Annotated in this window: 20 protein-coding genes and 6 pseudogenes; 16 read left to right on the top strand and 10 right to left on the bottom strand. The window is 34.7% G+C overall.

Annotated elements, in window-relative coordinates:
- Nucleotides 1-299: 299 nt before the first annotated feature.
- Nucleotides 300-770: a hypothetical protein gene (locus OPR48_RS00725; protein ID WP_265026153.1), complete on the bottom strand. Its 471-nt coding sequence runs from the start codon at nucleotides 768-770 to the stop codon at nucleotides 300-302.
- 75 nt (nucleotides 771-845) lie between these two features.
- Here OPR48_RS00725 and miaA point away from each other — a divergent pair, with 75 nt between their 5' ends.
- A complete protein-coding gene (gene miaA, locus OPR48_RS00720) occupies nucleotides 846-1,730 on the top strand; it encodes a tRNA (adenosine(37)-N6)-dimethylallyltransferase MiaA (RefSeq protein WP_265026152.1) in 885 nt (294 codons plus the stop codon).
- Here miaA and OPR48_RS00715 read toward each other — a convergent pair.
- Nucleotides 1,727-2,554, bottom strand: a complete 828-nt coding sequence (locus OPR48_RS00715) for a hypothetical protein (protein WP_265026151.1) — start codon at nucleotides 2,552-2,554, stop codon at nucleotides 1,727-1,729. The genes miaA and OPR48_RS00715 overlap by 4 nt on opposite strands.
- 303 nt (nucleotides 2,555-2,857) lie before the next feature.
- On the opposite strand from OPR48_RS00715, the gene recG reads away from it, so the two are divergent.
- The 3 genes and pseudogenes from recG to OPR48_RS00700 all read left to right on the top strand — a co-directional run bounded on the left by recG (nucleotide 2,858) and on the right by OPR48_RS00700 (nucleotide 5,626).
- Nucleotides 2,858-4,879 (top strand): ATP-dependent DNA helicase RecG, encoded by a 2,022-nt coding sequence (recG, locus tag OPR48_RS00710; protein ID WP_406830971.1) that lies wholly within the window; start codon nucleotides 2,858-2,860, stop codon nucleotides 4,877-4,879.
- Nucleotides 4,880-4,942: 63 nt separating this feature from the next.
- Nucleotides 4,943-5,179 (top strand): annotated as a pseudogene (locus OPR48_RS00705) (EndoU domain-containing protein); the annotation flags it as partial.
- Nucleotides 5,180-5,275: 96 nt separating this feature from the next.
- The gene (locus tag OPR48_RS00700) at nucleotides 5,276-5,626 is read left to right on the top strand and encodes a diacylglycerol kinase (RefSeq protein WP_265026148.1); all 351 of its coding nucleotides are present in this window, start codon (nucleotides 5,276-5,278) and stop codon (nucleotides 5,624-5,626) included.
- A gap of 11 nt (nucleotides 5,627-5,637) precedes the next feature.
- Here OPR48_RS00700 and OPR48_RS00695 read toward each other — a convergent pair whose 3' ends face one another.
- Nucleotides 5,638-6,510, bottom strand: a complete 873-nt coding sequence (locus OPR48_RS00695; RefSeq protein WP_265026672.1) for an RluA family pseudouridine synthase — start codon at nucleotides 6,508-6,510, stop codon at nucleotides 5,638-5,640.
- 166 nt (nucleotides 6,511-6,676) lie between these two features.
- Nucleotides 6,677-7,024, bottom strand: a pseudogene (locus OPR48_RS00690) (integrase core domain-containing protein); the annotation flags it as partial.
- Nucleotides 7,025-7,215: 191 nt separating this feature from the next.
- Here OPR48_RS00690 and OPR48_RS00685 point away from each other — a divergent pair.
- From OPR48_RS00685 to OPR48_RS00670, 4 genes are read left to right on the top strand one after another with little or no spacing between them, the layout of a single operon-like run.
- Nucleotides 7,216-7,377 (top strand): transposase DNA-binding-containing protein, encoded by a 162-nt coding sequence (locus tag OPR48_RS00685; protein ID WP_182319418.1) that lies wholly within the window; start codon nucleotides 7,216-7,218, stop codon nucleotides 7,375-7,377.
- Nucleotides 7,377-7,610, top strand: a complete 234-nt coding sequence (locus OPR48_RS00680) for a hypothetical protein (protein WP_265025918.1) — start codon at nucleotides 7,377-7,379, stop codon at nucleotides 7,608-7,610. Before OPR48_RS00685 ends, OPR48_RS00680 begins: the two co-directional genes overlap by 1 nt.
- Complete coding sequence (locus OPR48_RS00675; protein WP_265026146.1) at nucleotides 7,603-8,217, top strand: hypothetical protein; 615 nt, start codon at nucleotides 7,603-7,605, stop codon at nucleotides 8,215-8,217. The genes OPR48_RS00680 and OPR48_RS00675 overlap by 8 nt, the downstream gene beginning before the upstream one ends.
- On the top strand, nucleotides 8,174-8,632 hold the full coding sequence (locus OPR48_RS00670) for an IS4 family transposase (protein ID WP_265026145.1): 459 nt from the start codon (nucleotides 8,174-8,176) through the stop codon (nucleotides 8,630-8,632). Before OPR48_RS00675 ends, OPR48_RS00670 begins: the two co-directional genes overlap by 44 nt.
- On the opposite strand, the gene OPR48_RS00665 is transcribed toward OPR48_RS00670, so the two are convergent.
- Nucleotides 8,617-8,880 (bottom strand): transposase, encoded by a 264-nt coding sequence (locus OPR48_RS00665; protein ID WP_265026144.1) that lies wholly within the window; start codon nucleotides 8,878-8,880, stop codon nucleotides 8,617-8,619. The two genes, OPR48_RS00670 and OPR48_RS00665, sit on opposite strands and share 16 nt — an antisense overlap.
- A 153-nt stretch (nucleotides 8,881-9,033) precedes the next feature.
- Nucleotides 9,034-9,381: a transposase gene (locus OPR48_RS00660; protein WP_265026143.1), complete on the bottom strand. Its 348-nt coding sequence runs from the start codon at nucleotides 9,379-9,381 to the stop codon at nucleotides 9,034-9,036.
- A gap of 79 nt (nucleotides 9,382-9,460) precedes the next feature.
- On the opposite strand from OPR48_RS00660, the gene OPR48_RS00655 reads away from it, so the two are divergent.
- From OPR48_RS00655 to OPR48_RS07445, 6 genes and pseudogenes are all read left to right on the top strand, one after another.
- The gene (locus OPR48_RS00655; RefSeq protein WP_265026142.1) at nucleotides 9,461-9,766 is read left to right on the top strand and encodes a head-tail joining protein; all 306 of its coding nucleotides are present in this window, start codon (nucleotides 9,461-9,463) and stop codon (nucleotides 9,764-9,766) included.
- 99 nt (nucleotides 9,767-9,865) lie between these two features.
- A complete protein-coding gene (locus OPR48_RS00650) occupies nucleotides 9,866-11,071 on the top strand; it encodes an outer membrane protein assembly factor BamB family protein (RefSeq protein ID WP_265026141.1) in 1,206 nt (401 codons plus the stop codon).
- Between the two features lie 75 nt (nucleotides 11,072-11,146).
- A complete protein-coding gene (locus tag OPR48_RS00645; RefSeq protein WP_265026140.1) occupies nucleotides 11,147-11,656 on the top strand; it encodes a phage tail protein in 510 nt (169 codons plus the stop codon).
- Nucleotides 11,657-11,770: 114 nt separating this feature from the next.
- Nucleotides 11,771-12,475, top strand: a pseudogene (locus OPR48_RS07450) (transposase); the annotation flags it as partial.
- 126 nt (nucleotides 12,476-12,601) lie between these two features.
- Nucleotides 12,602-13,930: pseudogene (locus tag OPR48_RS00630) on the top strand (IS4-like element ISWosp9 family transposase).
- Nucleotides 13,931-13,951: 21 nt separating this feature from the next.
- Nucleotides 13,952-14,257: pseudogene (locus OPR48_RS07445) on the top strand (IS3 family transposase); the annotation flags it as partial.
- A gap of 43 nt (nucleotides 14,258-14,300) precedes the next feature.
- Here the strand turns inward: OPR48_RS07445 and OPR48_RS00625 are convergent.
- The 4 genes and pseudogenes from OPR48_RS00625 to OPR48_RS00610 form a co-directional block, all read right to left on the bottom strand.
- Nucleotides 14,301-14,748, bottom strand: a pseudogene (locus tag OPR48_RS00625) (transposase); the annotation flags it as partial.
- A gap of 197 nt (nucleotides 14,749-14,945) precedes the next feature.
- Nucleotides 14,946-16,331 carry an amidophosphoribosyltransferase gene (purF, locus tag OPR48_RS00620; RefSeq protein WP_265026137.1) on the bottom strand — a complete coding sequence of 462 codons (1,386 nt, stop codon included), beginning with the start codon at nucleotides 16,329-16,331 and terminating at the stop codon, nucleotides 14,946-14,948.
- A 25-nt stretch (nucleotides 16,332-16,356) separates the two neighbouring features.
- Nucleotides 16,357-17,460, bottom strand: coding sequence for a rod shape-determining protein RodA (gene rodA / locus OPR48_RS00615; RefSeq protein WP_265026136.1), 1,104 nt, complete (start codon nucleotides 17,458-17,460; stop codon nucleotides 16,357-16,359).
- Between the two features lie 53 nt (nucleotides 17,461-17,513).
- On the bottom strand, nucleotides 17,514-18,980 hold the full coding sequence (locus OPR48_RS00610; RefSeq protein ID WP_265026135.1) for a proton-conducting transporter transmembrane domain-containing protein: 1,467 nt from the start codon (nucleotides 18,978-18,980) through the stop codon (nucleotides 17,514-17,516).
- Nucleotides 18,981-19,044: 64 nt separating this feature from the next.
- Here OPR48_RS00610 and OPR48_RS00605 point away from each other — a divergent pair, with 64 nt between their 5' ends.
- Nucleotides 19,045-19,359, top strand: coding sequence for an NADH-ubiquinone oxidoreductase subunit NDUFA12 family protein (locus tag OPR48_RS00605; RefSeq protein WP_264705331.1), 315 nt, complete (start codon nucleotides 19,045-19,047; stop codon nucleotides 19,357-19,359).
- A 2-nt stretch (nucleotides 19,360-19,361) separates the two neighbouring features.
- Nucleotides 19,362-19,817 (top strand): outer membrane lipid asymmetry maintenance protein MlaD, encoded by a 456-nt coding sequence (gene mlaD / locus OPR48_RS00600; protein WP_265026133.1) that lies wholly within the window; start codon nucleotides 19,362-19,364, stop codon nucleotides 19,815-19,817.
- Nucleotides 19,818-19,885: the final 68 nt, after the last annotated feature.

The raw sequence follows: 19,885 nt of genomic DNA, 5'->3' as shown, positions 1-19,885 counted from the left end.
GGTGCGATGCAACAAAGCCCACTGGGATCCAGAAATAGTTTGCTTGTGAACAAGCAAACTAGCATGGAAAGTAGCTGATCTTACACTAAATGAATGTTTTTGATGAGGTTGCATAGAAGCTGGATTCCAGTGTCAAGCACTGGAATGACATCGTTTACTATGTACCATATTGCAATGTTCGTACAGCTGTGTGTCACGCACTTTGCTTCAATATTTGCACATTAGCCACTCCTCTAAACAGATACGCTAGTTTTTGTGAATATAATACAACGCAGCTTACCATTTGTTATACAGATTTGCTACAGCCCAAACTCTTCATTGACTTTGTCAACTATTTTCTGTGGTGGATCTTCTCCCCATCCTGAATATAAAATCTCTCCATAGTCTGCAACATCTATAGAGCCAGTTCTGCTTTTTGCTAGAAACATTTCTCTTCTCTCTTTATCAACTAATACATAATGCCACGCTGATTTTCCACGATCTTTACCACGCACTAAATATACGAGATCTGATCTACTTCTTTTTGTTGCATCAGCAAAAGATCTTTCATTGACAGTTCTGCTTTTACTTTTTATGCCGCCACTTTCAGAAAAAGCTTCCTTGGATTCGGTTTTTTTGCCTGCTAATTCAGAAATTTTCCCTTTTTCCCCTAATGCACGTTCTTTGGTGTTTTGAGACGAATACTTGCTGGAAAAACCTTCCCCTGTACCGCCAGGAGTCCTGTTTGTGAAACGCTTAATAAATGAATTATTGTCGTTGTTTTCTGCCATAAAAATCTCCTAACTTTAGATTGTAGGACCCAAATTTTTACTACACTCTATCATATGTTAATTAAATTAATATAAATGAAAAATAATATAGTAATTATTACAGGAATTACGGCCTCAGGTAAATCAGAATTGTGTGATAACCTGATAAAAAAATATAATAATATCAGCATAATAAATTGTGATTCAAAGCAGGTATACAAAGAAATTCCCATAATTACTGCTCAACCACCAAAGCAAGAAGTATTTTATAAACTATATGGTTATGTCTCAGCAAAAGAAAATTATTCCGTGGGTCTATGGTTAGAGGATTTAGAAAAAGAAGTTAATCACGCATTAGAAAATGCTCAAATACCTATCATCACTGGAGGAAGCGGGCTTTACATCAGCAGTTTAATCAAAGGCTTATCATCAATGCCACAAATAAGTCAGGAAGTGAGGAGAAATGTAAGTGAATTAAGAAAAAATTTAAGTAAAGAGGAGTTTTACAAATTAGCGCTAAGCAAAGATCCAAGGATTCAAGGTAAAGTGTTCATGAATGACTCGCACCGCCTTTCAAGGGCACTTGAAGTTATCACTGAAACTGGTAAGACAATCTTTGTATGGCAAGAAAATAGACAGCCTCCTTTATTCAATAATTTTAAGATATATACAATTCTGCCTAAACGTGAAGATGTATACCGAAAAATAAATTTTCGTTTCATTACAATGATTGAAAATGGAGCAATTGATGAAGTAAAAAAGCTACTTAGCATGAACCTAGCCCCACATTTGCCAGCTATGAAAGCACATGGAGTGCCAGAAATTATAAAGTACTTGAAAGGTGAGATTACTTTAGACGAAGCAATACAAATTGCTCAAACAAACACAAGACACTACGCGAAACGTCAGTATACCTGGTTTAAAAACCAATTTCCAAATGCTGAAGTGATTGATTGTGCAAATGAGCTCAAGATATTTTAATTCAGGCCGTGCTCATTACTATGAATAGGGGGTTCCATATTTTCCAGATGGTCGCTTACTTCTAGTGGATTACCTAAATCATGCTCTATTTTTATTTTAAAAAATCCAAGCCTCTCACAAAATTTCTGAAAACACTCTTTTATAATGCCAAATAAGCTTTTATCGTCTACACTATAATTCTTTAATCTGTCAGGAATAGTAAGAGACAATCTACCATTTTCGTATGTTACATTTTTATCATCTTGAGACTTAAGCGTGAGTTCTAGTGAGCTATCCAATTTACATAATTCTTCTTCTGGTTTTGCTAAAGTGCAAACTGCAATTTTTTCTTCAATTCTGATTGTTGCATGACTTGGATCACTACAATTAATATGTGTTGTATGACTAGAACTGAAAACTAACTCATGTGTCTTCATTACATGGAAAAGAGGTTTATCTTCATCGTATAATGCACCTACGTACCCTGCTTGATTACAATTGATAACCAGTTCTTCCAAAATAGGATCACTTGGAACTTTAGCTCCAGCATGTTCGAACATCTCCTTAAAAACTTTTCTTGCAAATGGGCGGTAGTCTTCATTTTTACCTTCACTTTTTGGCAGTAAACTGTCATGTTCTTTGTATAGCTTGGCAATAAAATCCCTACTTGTGCTTTTCTTATTAATAACAAAATCCATTCTGCGAAGATCGCAGAACGCTGTATTACCAGAGTTCGCTTCAGCATTATCTTTACCAGCTCTTAACTTACTATAATCAAACTTTTCTGCTTGAGCTCTTAGTGTAACTATTGGATTTTCCTTTTCTTCTGGTGTAGAGCTACTCATTATTAGTGCCTTGATATAGACTGCTGATAGTATAATAATACATAAAAATGATTAATAAGTCAATAAAATACCTGCTATAAGCCCTATGATAGCAAATATAGTTAGGGGTAACTTAGGCTTACCGATGATTTTAAAAACGACAAATCGTCATTCCGCTACGTGTTAGCGGAATCTATTCTAAGATACCGTGGCGGTATGACGTTAGAGAGCTGTGCTAGCTATAGTGCATACCTGACCATAAGGTGACAGGATTTTAAAAAGACTCTATTATTGATAAACAGTTTTACACATGTATGAATCTCAATGAGCAATCAGATTTTTCTAAATAGCAGGCTGGAGAATATACCTAAATTTCATTCCACAATATTGCCTAAACTTTGTAGTGGGGACAAAGTGGTGGACCTGCTATTTTATAGGCCACTTAGTTATGTGGATAGAAGTAAGTCACTGCCCGATGCTCAAGTTGGAGAATTTACAACTTTCATGGCAAAAGTTTATGAACATCAGCCTCCCACTTTGAGAGGTAGACCATATAAAATAGTTGTTGAAAGTGAGAGTCAGTATATGTTCATAGTCTTTTTTAATTACTCAGTTAAGTATTTATATAAACTATTTCCAATTGGAGCTTCTGTAATCATCAGTGGCAAACTCGAAAAATTTGCTGAGCATTGGCAGATTACTCACCCAGATTACGTGTCGCTTGACATCAACCAATTTAAAGAAATAGCTCGCATAGAGCCAGTCTACCAATTATGCCGTGGCATTACTAATAAGAGCATTGGGAACATAATAAGCTCTAACCTGAAAGAATTGCCTGATTTGCCAGAGTGGATAGATGATACATTAATCAAGCAAAAAAAATGGCTAAGTTGGAGGGAAAGCATCATAAAGTTGCACAGACCAAGCTCATTGGCGGAAGCCGAGGTTTGTAGAAAAAGGCTTGCTTATGATGAATTGTTTGCGTATCAGCTAGCACTGAAACTTGCAAGAGAAAATCATGTAAAAGAAAGGGGAAGAGAATTTATAGTATTGAGTAAATATAAAGAGCAAGTTTTAAATGAATTATCGTTTCAATTAACAAACGATCAAATTCGTGCAATAGATGAAATTTCAGAGAGGCAAAAATCCAAGTACCGCATGATAAACTTGCTGCAAGGTGATGTTGGTAGTGGCAAAACCGTAGTTGCACTTTTTGCGATGCTAAATGTGGTAGAAAACAACATGCAGGCAGCTCTAATGGCACCGACTACTATCTTGGCGGAGCAACATTATAATTGGATTGAGGAAGTTTTATCCTGTACCGATATAAAAGTTGCGCTGCTTACTGGTAAAACTTCGCGCAAGGAAAGAAAGATTATCATGAACGAACTTGCAAGTGGTGTTTTAAATATAGTAATTGGCACTCATGCACTATTTCAAGCTAACGTTACATTTAAAAATTTAGGGCTTGCAGTCATAGACGAGCAACAGCGATTTGGAGTGATGCAGAGAAATCGCTTGGTAGGAAAAGGAGAAAATGCCGATATACTTTTCGTTACTGCAACTCCCATTCCAAGAACCTTGCAGCAAGCTATGTATGGTGACGTTGAATGTTCAATTTTGAAAGAAAAACCAAAATCCAGATTGCCAATAAAAACTGTAACTATGAACATTAGTAGGGTGCCAGATGTTATTGAAAAGCTAAAAGGTGCTATAAACAGGGGCGAAAAAGCATATTGGATTTGTCCATACATAGAAGAAAACGAAGAGACCAATATTGCTGCAGCAGAGATGCGTTTTCAGGAATTACAAAAAACATTTTTTGATAAAGTTAGCATAGTACACGGAAAATTGACTCAGGAGCAGAAAGATCAAGTTATGTTTTCCTTCAAAAGAAATGAATTTTCTCTGCTTGTTGCAACCACTGTGATAGAAGTTGGTATAGATGTACCAGATGCAACCATTATGATTATAGAAAATGCAGAGCAATTTGGGTTATCGCAATTACACCAATTAAGAGGTAGAGTAGGACGAGGAAACAAGCCATCTTTTTGTGTATTATTATACGATAATTTAAGTAGAAGCTCATCTTCAAAGTTAAAGATCATGTGTGAGTCACAGGACGGATTTTACATTGCTGAAAGGGATATGATGCTAAGAGGCAGTGGAGATATCTTAGGCACAAAACAATCAGGATGTATGGAATTTAAATTTGCTGATTTATATCAGGACAGAGAGCTGCTCAACCTCGCGTATAATAACGCAAAAGGTGCAATGGCTGATTTTGAATTACTGCTTGATATATTTGAATATAGAAGTAGATTACATTTTTCAAAATTTCAGTAGGAAAACCAGGTAGCCCGCAGAAACGAAAAAACTTACTTGACACATTTTGCCAGCCCCTTTATCATGAAAGTTAAATGCTCAAATGGATACGCATATAACCTTCATGCCGATGATATTTTAATTTCTGCAACTAAGGCGTTCAAGGAATTAGGAAAAGATGGAATGTGCCTGTATAAAATGGAGGATGACAATTATCAATCAGTGTTTGTAAGAAAGAATGATGCTATACTTACGTTTTATCCTGACTTAACACCAAAATGTGATAACAAGAGTACTTATTGTAGTTGCAGTAAATCTTAATTTCAAAACCAATAGGGTGAACAAATGATAAAATGCTATAGGGTGTAGCAAATCCAAATGAGTTAAAATTTTAATTAAAGGGTTTTGTGAGTAATAATGAAGAAGGGCATTATTCGTCTAATAAAAGCAATTCAATACTCTTGTGAAGGAATAAAATCAGCTTTTATATCAGAAGTTGCGTTCAGACAGGAGTTACTACTTTTTATAGTATGTGTTTCAACTTTGTTTGTTTTGGATGTAAGTAATCTAGAACGTGCAGTAATGATAAGCAGCCTATTCCTGGTGTTAATTGTGGAAATTGTTAACACTGCTTTTGAAACGACAATTGAGCGTATTTCCAGTGAACAACACATACTTTCAAAAAAGGTGAAAGATCTAGGTAGTGCAGCAGTTTTTCTTTCATTAATTAACTTCCTGATAACATGGATGATAATATTGACAGGTTAATACGAATGTTATTAAGATATGTTGTTAAACTCACCAATTAAAGTTTTTATATCTTGCGGTAAATCAGAGACAAATTCCATGTATTCCTTGCTTTTTGGGTGATATAAACCCAGTGTATAAGCATGTAGTGCTTGCCTATTGAAATTACGAATAAAACTAGAGTTTTTAGCATATTTTGTGCTTTTACTACTATTTTTTCCGTAAACTTGATCACCAACTATGGAATGTCCTATGTGGCTCATGTGGACTCGAATTTGGTGTGTTCTGCCTGTCTCTAAAGTGCATTTAACGAGGCTTACTTGTCCTATAACTTTTTGCACTAAATAGTGAGTGATTGCTAATTTGCCTGTGATTTTTGTTACACACATCATTTCTTTATTACCGCGTTTGGGAGCAATGTTAGTTTTTATCGTGCCTTGCTGAGAAGATAATATTCCCCAAACTACTGCTAAATATTCTCGCTTTATTTTACGATTTGATAACAATTCAGACAAAAAACCATGGGCTCCTTCATTTTTTGCAATTACCATCAGCCCACTGGTATCTTTATCGAGTCTATGAACAATTCCTGGTCTTACATCAAGGTGAGCGATAATTGCGTTCAAAAGCGTATCATTGTTTGTCCCAGCACCTGGGTGCACTGTTAATCCACTTTGTTTACTCAGAACTATAATGTCTTCATCTTCATAGACGATATCAAGTTTTATGTCATAATTAGGCTCAATTGATGTGGATATGTCAGGTTGAACGAGATGTACTATATACTCTTCACCTGGTTTTACTATGTGGTCATTACTAATTATCGGTGTGCCAAGTAATTTTACCTGCTCATTTTGTATCAATCTTTGAGCTTTACTGCGTGATATGTTGCACTTTTCAGCTATGTAGATATCTAGCCTTAATTTCTCTTTATCATTATTAACACTTAAGGTTATTACTGAGTGATCTATAGTGACTTACCCCGCGCCATTTCCCATGCTGCTTGAACATTTAGGTCTGTAAACATTGGCCCTACCCAAAAAAAGTAGAGAGAAAGTTAAGACGATTTTGTCATGAAAATGATGAATCAAAAAGTTCAGGAATGCAATAGTTAATAGTAGAATGACGTCGTTGTTTATTATAAAAAATTTCTATATACTCAAATATGGCAGTTCTGGTTTGTTGTGCAGAGTGTTGCGAAGTATCAATAAGTAACTCCCTCTTAAGTGAATTAAAAAAGCCCTCCGCAACGGCATTATCGTAACAACAACCTTTGTGACTCATGCTAGATATGATATTTTTTGTATCCAATAGATATTGATAATTTTTTGAAGTATATTGTGACCCTTGATCGCTATGTAACAGTAGATCTTTAGCGGATTTGCGCTTATTAACAGCCATCAACAAAGCATCTACAACTATAGTATTTTCTAAAACGAATGATAAACGTCTAAAATGGTATTACCAACTAAAAGGTGTAAGTCTGTACATTGATGCATTAGAGGTCTGAGGCGACTTTTAATGGTGTGCCAACAATGCTCTATCGGATTTAGATCTTACTTTTACCCACAAATATAAAAAGTGAGTAAGCTAAATAATTTAGGATCAAAATGATAGAAACAAGTACAAGCGTGCAATATACAGATGGCTTAGGGGATAAATGGCTGGAAAGAGAGTTAAAACACATTAATTTGGGAGATATAAGGCTTAATAAAAGACTTATAAAAACAAGTTATTGCATAGAGGGTAAGGCATCTGAATCAAAGCTGTAGTGGGTGGAAAGAAGCTAAGGGTGCATATAAGCAATGAAAAGCTTGAAGATAAGGAAATTTATTCTTCCCATTATAAAGAAACTAAGGAAAGAATAAAAGGAAACCAGTTGGTATTTTCAGTTCAAGATACAAGTTATTTGGATTTTGACTCTCATATAAAGACCAAGAGACTAGGCAGTATTTCTAAAGCTTATACAAAGCATAAAATGGGTTTACTGTTGCATAGTGCCTAGCAAAGACGGATTACCTTTAGGTCTATCTTCCCAACAATGTTGGGCGCGTTCTATTAGGGAAGAAGAAACGGCACAAGAAAAAGCAAACAGAAAATACCGTACCTCCATAGAAGAAAAAGAAAGTTATAAGTGGATAACAGCTCTCAAAGAAATTATAAACAACCTTCCTCCAAATGTACAACTTGTTACCCTTGGTGATAGGGAAGCAGACATCTTCAAATTTTTATGGGTGGCTGAGACGTTAGGTAGTTTTTATGTAATCCGCAATCGAGCTAATAGAAGATTTATCTGTACTGAAGTCGGAAAAACAGATTTGCAAACACGCATCACTCAACTGCCAGTAAAAAAGAAAATTTCTCTAGAAGTTACTAAAGGTGGAAACCAGAGATCAAGGAAAGCTAATATTGAAGTTAAGTATATGAAAGGCTATATACCTATCAGATCTTCTTCCATTTATGGGTCAAAAGATACAATACATAAAATAAGTGATAAAATCCCTGTATATGTGGTAAGTGCAAAAGCTCCTGATGGATTGGAAGCTGTCGACTGGACTCTACTAACTAATGTACCATACTTTAGATGCCATAGAAAAGATAAATTGGTATAAGCTAAGATGGAAAATTGAAGAGTATTTTAGGATTTTAAAATCAGGATGTAAGATAGAAAGCTCTCGCTTAGCTACAAAAGAAAGATTACAGAAGTTAATTGCTATAAAAAGTATAATCGCGTTTAAAATTTTATATTTGACAAAAGTGGCTTTATCAAATCCCATGGAAACTTGTACTAAAATTTTAAGCAACGAAGAGTGGAAGGTCCTTTACATGCGTGAGTATCGGGTAGCAACATTACCCGAAGAACCTCCAAACATAAAACAAGCTATTATTTGGTTAGGAAAATTGGGTGGATTTATGAATAGAAAAAGTGATAATTTACCAGGGTCTATGACTCTATGGCGGGGCTATGAAAACCTTAAGGAGAGCATTGTTATGCTTCACATCATAACCTCTCAAAATTGTGGGTAAAAGTAAGGATTTAGATCAGGTGAATATGTTGGAAGATAAAGCAAATGACAGCCAAAAGACTCTATTAATGACTTTGTTTTGGGAGTTTTATGGAATGTAGCATTATCCATAACTATGGTTGTATCACGCTGTAATTGTGGAAGTAATCTTCGCTCTAACCATATATTAAATACATCTTTATTACACCCTCCTGTGAAGGTCATTGGTGCAATAAACTTCTTTTCAATCCATCCACCTATTATACTCACTCTTTCCCGCTTTTTTCTGGAACATCAGCATACATTTTTTCTCCTCTTGGAGCTCGTGCATATTCTCGGTATAGTCTATTATCAACTCCTGCTTCATCTATATATAAAATGCTACAGTGGTCTATTTTTGAGACTTTATCGATAAATTGCTGCCTATCTTCTTGATTGCGCTCTTGATAGAATGTGACTTTTTTTTAAGGTTATTTTTAGCTGTCTTAACCTATACCAAATTGCACTGATCCCAAAGCCAAGGTTTTGTTTCATTTCTGCTAGTGTGTGATCTGGGTGTTTTTTAACATAGTCTGCAAGTATTTTTGGGTCTATTTTCCGAATAAAACCAACACTTTTTGTCGCTCTGAGATCTTGACCAGCAGACTTCTTTTTCAGCCATCTATATAGTGTTGCTATTCCTATCTCAAAAAGCTCTGCAACCTCAGTCTTTGACTTTCCTTTTTCTACCAAAGACACTGCTTTTTTCCTTAAATCTACACTATATACCATCACTTTTCCTATACACTAAAAAGTATATTATACCTTTATCATTCGCTTTTGAAAGTACTATAGTACATAAAAGAACAAGATGCAAGAAAATATTAAAAGGTTATTGAAAGATTGTTTTGCACATTTAGGAGAGCAAGCTTTGTATGAGTCAAAGGATAAGTCATATATGGTGCAGATATTAAAGCAACAGCCGGATAAATTATACGAGATCGGTGAAGGACAATTTGTAGGGGAGATGTTGATTTTGGAGGTGAGTGTCTTTGATGTATTGCAGCCAGTAGTAGGAGATACTTTTGTTATTGGTAACCGTAGATACAAAGTACATTCACCGCCGCTCAGGGATAATTCAGGAATATTGTGGAAAATAAACGCAGTGAGAATGTAAAATGGTTTTTCGTGTTAAAATCAAAACTAACGATAGTGAAATTGTTCAATATATCGTATCTTTAATGTGTATATAAAGTGATCTTTCTAGAAAAGTTTTATGAAACTAGCCATTTTTTTTATTGCTTTCTTATTGAGCACAAGTTGTGTTATTGCAAAAGATGGGGTAGAGCCTAGCTTAGAAATAAAAAATAAATATAGGTGTCACCCGTGGAATAATCCAAGTAGAGAGTTTTCTCAAGGTTATATACAACCAATTCCTATACACGAAAGTTATGAGCTAATTATTGGTGGTGATGGGGTATTGTACAACACAGGGTGGTACTGGAAGGATGTAGATTTATCTGGTAGTCATAAAACAATTGGTAGAATGAGTGCTACTTGCAGTGAATATTGTAGAGAAATTTACTTAGCAATAGATAATGTGCTATATGCAATAAATAGAGATAATACACAATATGAAATAAATGAAGACGCAGTTATGTGGAAAAAGGAGTTAAAGTCTTTGGTGAAAGGAAACCCTACAATTTTTAATGATAGAATAGCAATTTTGACTGTAGATAACTATTTATACATGCTGAACATAGAGAATGGTAATACAAGCTGGTTCTATCATATGTCTAATGGTAGTAATCAAATGACAAGATCAAATTACATATCTCCTGTGGTTATACACGATAAGCTAATAGTTCCATTTTCAAATGGAGAGTTAGTAGCTTTTGACAAAGATGGGAAAAAGTTGTGGTCTTATAAGTTACCTTCTACAAATATTTTAGACACTCAGCTTGCAGATATCACAACTACTCCAGTAGTAAAGAATAACACATTAATAGCTACAAACAATTCTACCATTGTTGCGATTGATATAGGATCAGGAGATCTTTTGTGGTTAAAGGCCATGGAAGCAAAAAATATCAGTGGTGGTGGGATTATGCCATGGCTGTACCCCGATGATATAAATGGTAACGAATTTTTTGTAGTAAACACAAAGAATGAAGTTATGAAAGTTGCAATACCTGATGGTCAGATAATTTGGAGTACTAACTTAGTGGTGAATGATGAGCTAAATGATAAACTAAAAGACACATATTATGCTAGACCGGTGATAGATGGAAAATTATTTATTGTGAGCAATAAGGGAATCATGTTTCTATTAGATGAGAAGTCAGGCATGATAGAAGAGATAGTCAGCATTCCAGAAGATGTGTATCATACGCCTGTAACTGATCTTGCAGTTGGGGATTACTACTTTACAACTGAGAAAAAAGGTGTGTATAGGTGCATTGATCCAAATATCAGCAGATGAAATATTGCAGGTAATAAGGAAGAGATGTGCCATAGGTAGCACCACTTAGGGAAAATTCAAGCGTCAGGGGTGTAGATGCGTATTAACATCGAAGTCACCGATAGCATCGAAAAAGTTATGCAAAGCATAGATGCTGAAAGAAGAAAAATAGAATTAGCAACAGTGAGAGCATTAAACAAAACAGCACTATGGGTAAGATCGCAAACTATCAAACAAGTAAGCGAAGAAAAGCAAATACCAAAAAAAGCAATGAGAAAAAAGTTAAGTGTGGATAAAGCAAATAGAAAGCGCTTATGGTCAGTAGTAAAGCTCAGTTCCCAGTGGATAGGAGTTGCAAAACTTGGGAGTATAAAACAGACAAAGAGAGGAGCAAAGGTAGGGAGCCGTACGTATGAAGGAGCATTTATAGCAACAATGAAAAATGGTCATATAGGAATCTTCAGACGAAGGTATACCACGTCTTTGCCAATAGATGAAATTAAAGTAAACACGCAAGCTCGGGAAATAATGAAAGAGTTAGTTGATAATGAAGTAGAAAGAGTATTTGAGAAATATTTTCAGCAGCAGATAGATGTTTTGGAGTAATTTACATACAGCAATCTGTAATAAGTTAAAGGAAGTGACCTTACCCAGAAAAAGTAGAGAGAAAGTTAAGACGTTTTTGGAGTAAAATAAAACGTTTTTTCAAAGAGGTGTAATATGACAAATAGAAGAGAATATACAGCAGAATTTAAATTGGAAGCTGTTAAGCTGGTTAAAGAAACAGGTCAAACAAGTACAAAAATAGCAAAAGATCTAGGTATAGATGGCAGTATGTTAAGTAAATGGGTAAGAAAATATGATGGAAAAATGTCTGGAGCATACGCATTTCCAGGCAAAGGAAAACTAGCTCCTTATGACAAAGAAAGATTTGATCTAAAAAAAGAGTTAGCAAGAGTAAGAAGAGAAAGAGACATTTTAAAAAAAGCCCTGGGATATTTTGCCAAAGAAAAAGAGTAAAATATTCTTTTATAAAAGAGCATAGAAATTGCTATAAAATACAGGAACTATGCAGGGTTTTGTGCTGGTGGTTATTATAAATGGATTGCTAAAGAAAAAAGCAATAAAGAATTAGCAAGGGAAGGACTTCTAGCAGAGATTCAAAAAAAGCATCTAAATGCAGATATGGAGCCCCTAAAATCCATAAAAGCTTTAGGCAAAAATTATAACATCAAAACAGTGCAAAATGTTATGCAGGAAAATGACATTATAGCCAAACTTAGACGAAGATTTAAAACTAAAAAACAACCAAATAATATGGTTATTGCTCCTAATATATTAGATCAAAATTTTATCACTGAGCAACCAAATAAAGTATGGGATTACTTATATAAAAACCAAGGAAGGTTGTTGGCAGCAATAATTCTCACGCATGGGAGTGTTAAATAAACCATACGCGTCAAGTTAAGGAAAAGTGTAAGTAAAGTTGATAGAGTGAAGGAAAATAATAAGGTATAAGTTCTCTTGGATATATGAATGAGAGAACTTACAATGGACAGAATAGCTTGCTTATCAAAAGACCTCAATGAATTCTTTAATGAAAAAGCAGACGAAATATCAATTGCAGTAGGTTTCATAAAAAGAAAGAGAAAACTTAATGGCTCATCATTCATAAAAGCCATGGTTTTTGGTAACATAGGAGTTGATGATTGCAGCATAGAAACAATGTGCCAATTGCTAAATGAAGACTCGATAGAAATTACAAAACAGGGTTTAGATTTTAGGTTTAGTGAAGAAGCAGTTAAGTTCATGAAAAAAATGTATAACGAAGCTTTGTGTTTATTTAAAAAAAGTCTACAGATTGATTGCAAAATTTTACAGCAATTTGGAAGCGTTAAATTATTGGATAGCAGCTACATTAGCCTGCCCAGTAGCATGGAAGATATGTATAAAGGATATGGCAGTAGCTATAGAGATTGTGAGAATAATACCAAATCAGGAATAAAGCTACAGTTAGTCTTTGATTACCTGAATCAAGCGCTAGATAAGTTAAATTTAATGGAAGGAATAAGGTCGGATCAAGGTTATAGGGATTATCTGAACGGTTTATCAGCCAATGATTTGCTAATATTTGACTTGGGCTACTTTGTGCCTAGTTCTTTTAAACAGATTGATGAAGCAGGTGCATATTTTGTTAGTCGTTATAAGTCTGATACCAATATATATGATATAGAAACAAATCAAAAAATAGAGCTATTGGAGTATTTGGAAGGTCAATTATCTTTAGAAAAAGAAGTATTATTAGGAAAGGAAGTAAAAATTAAGGTAAGAATTATATGTCAAAAGCTAACTGAAGAACAGTTTATGGCTAGAAGAAGAAAGGCTAATAAATTAGCAAAGTCACATGGATATACATCTTCTCAAAAGAATCAAAAGTTATTAGATTGATCAATATTTGTAACTAATGTTCCAGAGAGTAAAATTAATGCTGAACAAATATTGACGGTTTATAGAGTAAGATGGCAAATCGAATTACTATTTAAACTATATAAAAGTCATATCAATCTTGATAAACTAAAAGGAAAGACAAATCCATTTAGAGTATTGTGCGAGCTATACGCAAAATTATGTGCTATTCTCGTATTTCACGGAATGATTGGCTGTGTAAAACTAAAAAAGAACACGGAGCTCAGTTTAACAAAGGCATTTATTGAATTGAAAAGGCGGGTTAGAGAGCTCTTTTTGATATTAAACAATATTGTCAATAATTTAAAAATTTTTCTAAAAAAGCTTACTATAATCTGGTCAAAGTTTTCTTTGAAAGACAGATATAGGAAGACCAGGGTATCTACTTTAAGCTCTCTACATTCCTTAACTTGACGCGTATGGTTTATTTAACACTCCCAAAATCTACTGTTACATAGCGATCAAGGGTCACAGTATACCTCTCAAAATTACCAATTTCTATTGAATACAAAAAACATCATTTCCAGCATGAGCCATAAGGGCTGTTGTTACGATAATTCTGTTGCAGAAAGCTTCTTCAGTTCACTCAAAAGGGAGCTGCTTATTGATACTTCTCAACATTCTGCTCAATAAACTAGAACTGCCATATTTGAATACATAGAAATCTTTTATAACAAACAACGTAGACATTCTACTATTAACTATTGCATTCCTGCACAATTTGATGCATCATTCTCATGACAAAATCGTCTTAACTTTCTCTCTACTTTTTCTGGGTAAGGTCAGTTTGCTCACCCACATTCCAGGCCGCAAGGCGAGCACTACAAATCAGCGAAGTACATAAATCAACAAACAAATTGCCAATGGTGCCTATTGTTCCGTTTGGTTCAAATTCGGATACAATTTCTTCAGAGCTGAATACCAGAACCATCTGCTGCAATAAGCCTATAGCCTCTCCAGCTCAGGCTCATCTTGATAGGCTGTTTGGATGCTTAAATTCTTTAAAACCTGTATTTATATCTTGCTTTAGAAAAAGCTTGCTTTGAGGGTGGAACTTAATGAGCTCACATTCTATTCCTAAACTTTTCTTAATTAACTTTAAAATCATAGAAAATACTGTCGTAAAAGGAAGTTTCCTTGTTCGTGTGAAACTCAACACAATGGATTCTCTGAAAAGCTTTCGAGTATATTATATTTTTAATTTGTAGAATAAGATTTTTTCCTTTTTGCATGTTTCACCTAAAAAGGACACATTTTAGACTTCTTTGTTGAAATAAAATAGAAACAAAAGTGCTGTTTATTGCAGCTTTTGGGTAATTTAATGGTAAAAAATTTAGAGAGAAGTTTTATACACAATCACTGATATTTTCCCTTAAGTTGACGCCATTGGCTGAACGGGTACAATTGAGCTTCAGTGATCTTGTGTAGACTATTTGCCAATCGGATAATCACCAGTGAAACAAGCATCACAATATTGTGGTGTAGCATTGTTACGCTTTTCTGCTTTAACAGCCTGATATAGTCCATCAATACTCAAGAAGGCTAGGCTATCTACTCCTATAACTTCCTTAATTTCCTCTACAGATTTATTTGCAGCAATTAAATCTTTGCACTCTGGCGTATCTATTCCATAAAAACAAGAATGCTTAATTGGTGGGCTTGAAATTTTGAGGTGAATTTCTTTTACTCCTGCATCCTTTAACATAACTATTATATTTGTTAACGTACTACCACGCACTATACTATCATCTATTAAAATTATGTTTTTACCCTTTAAAATGTGCTTATTAGCGTTGAATTTCAATTTTATTCTAACTTTACGTACTTCAGCGGTTGGTTGTATAAAAGTTCTTCCTATGTAATGATTACGAATTATCCCCAGTTCCATAGGTAATCCTGAATGTTCTGCGTATCCAATAGCTGCAGGTATTCCAGAATCAGGTATTGGTACAATCATATCCACATTGTTTTTTGGTGGACTTTCCTTCGCAAGTATTCTTCCTATTTCTTTTCTTGTATCGTATATAGACCTATTCTCCATTATGCTGTCTGGTCTTGAAAAATAAACGTATTCAAAAATACAAAAACTTGATTTTTGCTGTGGGAAAGGAAACATTGAGGCTAGCTTACTATTCGAACTGATGGTAACTAATTCGCCTGGTTCTATTTCTCTAACAAATTCTGCATTTACTATATCAAGAGCACAAGTTTCAGATGCAAGAACGTAAGAACCGTTTAACTTTCCTAAAACAAGAGGCCTGATTCCAGATGGATCACGTACTCCAATAACTACTTCTTGATTGATTGCCACAAAAGAATAAGCACCTTGTATTCGCTTTAATGCATATATAAAACTCTCTAAGAAGCTATCTTTTTCACCGCTTGCTGTTAGATGCACTACTACTTCTGTATCAATATCTGACTGAAAAACGCACTCTTGTTTAATTAATTGTTCGCGTATCGGAGAAATATTAATTAAATTACCATTATGTGCTATGGCAAAATCCCCAAATTTGCCACTTTTGCCAAACATGGGCTGCACTCCAAATTTACTACCACTTGTTGAGTATCGAACATGACCTATTGCACAATCTCCAGGTAAGGATTTCTTTATTTCATCTATATCATCAAATACGCTGCTCACTTGACCTTGAAAGTGATAAGAGTGCAGCTTATCGTTGTTACTGGTTGCTACGCCAAAAGACTCTTGACCTCTATGCTGCAAAGCGTGGAGAGCAAGTATAGAGTTAAAAGCAGCACTTTGGTTGCAACTTATGCCAAATACCCCACACTCCTCACGCATTTCATCTAGCATAAAAACTATTAAGTAAAGTTTAATTCTACTTTAGCATAGGTAAAATACAAGCATTTTGTTGTTCATCTGCTTTTATTGCCAGCAATAATCCTATACATATCAAACTTGCAGCAGTTGTACTTCCTCCATAGGACAGAAATGGCAATGGGTCGCCTATCACAGGCAAGAGGCCTATTGACATTCCGATGTTTATAAAGAAATGAGCACTAAAAAAGGCGAAAATTCCGATAGATACTAACTTAGAAAAATAATTTTTCGACCTATAAGCGATAGAGAAAATTATTCCAAGTAATGAGGTATAAAGCAAAATTAAAGCCATGCTACCTAAAAAGCCCCACTCCTCACTCAGCACTGCAAAAGCAAAATCTGTACGCTTTTCCGGCAAAAATCCAAGTTGAGTTTGACTTCCGTTAACAAAGCCCTTACCAAGTAAACCTCCTGAACCAATAGCTATCTGAGATTGCTGCGCATTATAACCTATCCCAAGTGGATCCACTGATGAATCCAAAAACGACAATATCCTTTGCTTGTGATAAGGACGTAAAAAAGGCCAAATAGCCGGTACTGCAAAAATGCCAAGAGTTCCACATACTACTGAATGAGATCTTTTTATTATTGCTGTGAATATAATTGACATCCCTATAAGTAACATTATTACAGCTGTGCCTAAATTAGGTTGCTTTAACACCAAGAACACGGGTAAGAAAATAATTATAAGTGCCTTAAGCAATCTTTTAAATTCCATCATTTTATACACACTCTGCTTATCAAAATAGCGAGCAAGCACAAGTATTAAGCCCACTTTTGCAAATTCTGATGGTTGCAAACTAATCGACCCAATTCTTATCCACCTCGTCGCACCCATTATGTGTGAGCCAAAAAAATTTACTGCTAATAGCGAAATCGTTGCTGCTATATAAAAAAAGTAAGCGTGCTTCAAATAAAAATCTAATTCTATGAATGACATAGCTATAGCGAGTAGGAAAAAGAAGGAGAATATGACCAGTTGGTGAATCGCAAATGGCACCCACTTTCCTCCAGCAGAAGAGTATTGAACAACAATGCCAACGCAAAACAGAGCTATCACGTTAATGACTAACAACCAATGAATCTTCTTCAGCCTATCCACAATAAAGACCTTATAACCTTAAAGTATAGTAAAATATGAAACAAAGATAAAAATCAAAAAACCAACTTCTCAACTACTAACCGAATTGAAGTGCTATATATTCCAGTTACTACTGTTAAAGCTGCCATAAATAATAGACAGAAAAGCATAGGAAATGGCACATCATTAATTTTGTCCGGTGTCATTCCAGTGCGTGACGTTGCATCATCTTCAAAATACATTTTCTCTACCATCTTCCACATATATATCAATGCAAGGAAAGAGCCAGCAGCAAATGTTACAAGGGAAATCCACGCATGAGATTCGATAATTGCTTTCATTATATACCACTTGCTTACAAAGCCATTTGTTAAAGGCACACCGATTAATGCTAAACTGAGTAGAGTGAACGCAAGTGCTGTATAAGGCATTGATTTCTTGAGTCCCGATAAATTCTCTATTTTTGTTGTATCAAATTTGTAAGAAATACATCCTGCAGCCATGAATAAAGATGTTTTTATTATGCTGTGGTTTACTATGTGAAGAATTGCTGCAAATACACCTGTTTTTGAGTTAAAACTCAGTGCTAAAATTATATAACCAATTTGGCTAATACTAGAGTGAGCAAACAGTCTTTTTATGTCTTTTGCGGTTATTGCAAATATCGACCCAAATACAATAGCGCAAAGTGCGAGGATAATTATCACATTGTCCAACAGCGGCTTAAACAAGAAAAAATTTTGTTGGAAAGTGGTATAAAAGATTCTGATGAAAACATATATCATCACTTTAGTTACTGTGCCTGAAAAGAATATGCTAATGAAACTTGGTGCCTCACTATATGCATTAACCAGCCACCTGCTTAATGGAAATAGTGCCATTTTGATTGAGAGACCAACAAAAATGAACAATGTGCCAAGTTTCATGATGTTATTATCGTATAATGGCACTATTCTCTCAGCCATGTCAGACATATTGAGCGTTCCTGTCATGGAGTACAAAAGCCCGATGCCAAATAAATAAAATGTTGCGCCTATTGTTCCACTAATTAGATATTCAAATGCTGCAACTAGAGCTTTTTTATCCCTTCCCATTGAAACTAATACATAAGAAGAAAGAGATGAAATTTCCAAAAAAACATAAAGATTGAATATGTCATTTGTTACTAGAATCCCGAGCAGTCCGCTTAAGCACAGTAGAAATAGAGAGTAAAAACCAGTGATTTTGTTTTTGCTAATTTCTTTTTCGTTAATATAAAAGCTATAAAGCACACTAATCAGCGCTATAAAATTCACCAAAGTTAGAATCAAGGAGTTTAACACGTCGATTCTTAACTCTATGCCGTACGGAGGAGCCCAATTTCCAAGGTGATAAGTTATAATCTCGCCTTTATATGTTTTAATGAGTAGTATCGATGAAATGATAAGAGTGATTGTTGTTGCAATAAAAGAAATAAACCAAGATACCTTGTGTTTCTTGGTAAGAAAGCAAAACATTGATGCAATTATTGGTATAATAACTTGTAAAATTGGTAATTGCATTAAATTGTTGTTAATATATCGTTAAAGTATTAGTATATATAATACTTTTTGTTTTAATACCCTTATGTTATCTAAAGTTTGTAATGCAATAAAACGCCTATTACGAAGAGAAGATAAATTTGTAGGAAGAGATGAAAATGGAAATTCTTACTATGAATCAAGTAAAGGGAAAAGGTGGGTTATATATAGCAGTGTCTCTGAGCCTACAACAGTGCCTCCGGAATGGCATATATGGCTTCACTATACTGATAATGTAGTACCAGTTAATAATAAAAAAAGAAAAGTAAAACATACTCCTAATTTAACGGGTACAAAAGATGCATACTATCCAAACCAAAAAGTGAAAAATTACTATAAAAGCTGGAGTCCTGATAACTAAAGATGCGAAGGTCAAATATACTTGAAATAACCGCTGGATTATTTGTATTAATTTTTACTATTTTTCTGATTTTCTTTGCTATTGATAAGCTATCTTACATAAAGAAAAACTATAAGGATTGCAATAAAATATATGGTCTTTTTGCTAACGCTAACGGTATAGGAGTTGGTGATAGTGTCAAGATCTCTGGTGTGGACGTTGGAAGCATAACTGATGTATCACTTGATAAAGCTACCTACGTAGCACGAATCGATATGTGTATAAGCAGAGACATAAAATTGCCAATTGATAGTTCAGCTCTGATCACTAGCAGTGGAGTTGTTGGTAGTAAATTTGTTAATATATCACCTGGGTCAGATGCTAAACTAATTTTGAATGGTGGTAAAATAGAGCATACTCAAGCTGAAGCAAATATGGGTGGAATAATGGACAAAATTATTGGTATGTTTACGAAGTGAAAATGGCAGGATTCCAAGTATATCCGTTTAGGTGAAGCCTCCTGTAGTTCTAAAGTATTTAAGGAGTT

Source organism: Wolbachia endosymbiont (group A) of Bibio marci, from assembly GCF_947251645.1.
GTDB lineage: Bacteria > Pseudomonadota > Alphaproteobacteria > Rickettsiales > Anaplasmataceae > Wolbachia.
The sequence above is the reverse complement of the archived record's forward strand: the minus strand, read 5'-3'. Positions and strand labels throughout refer to the sequence as shown.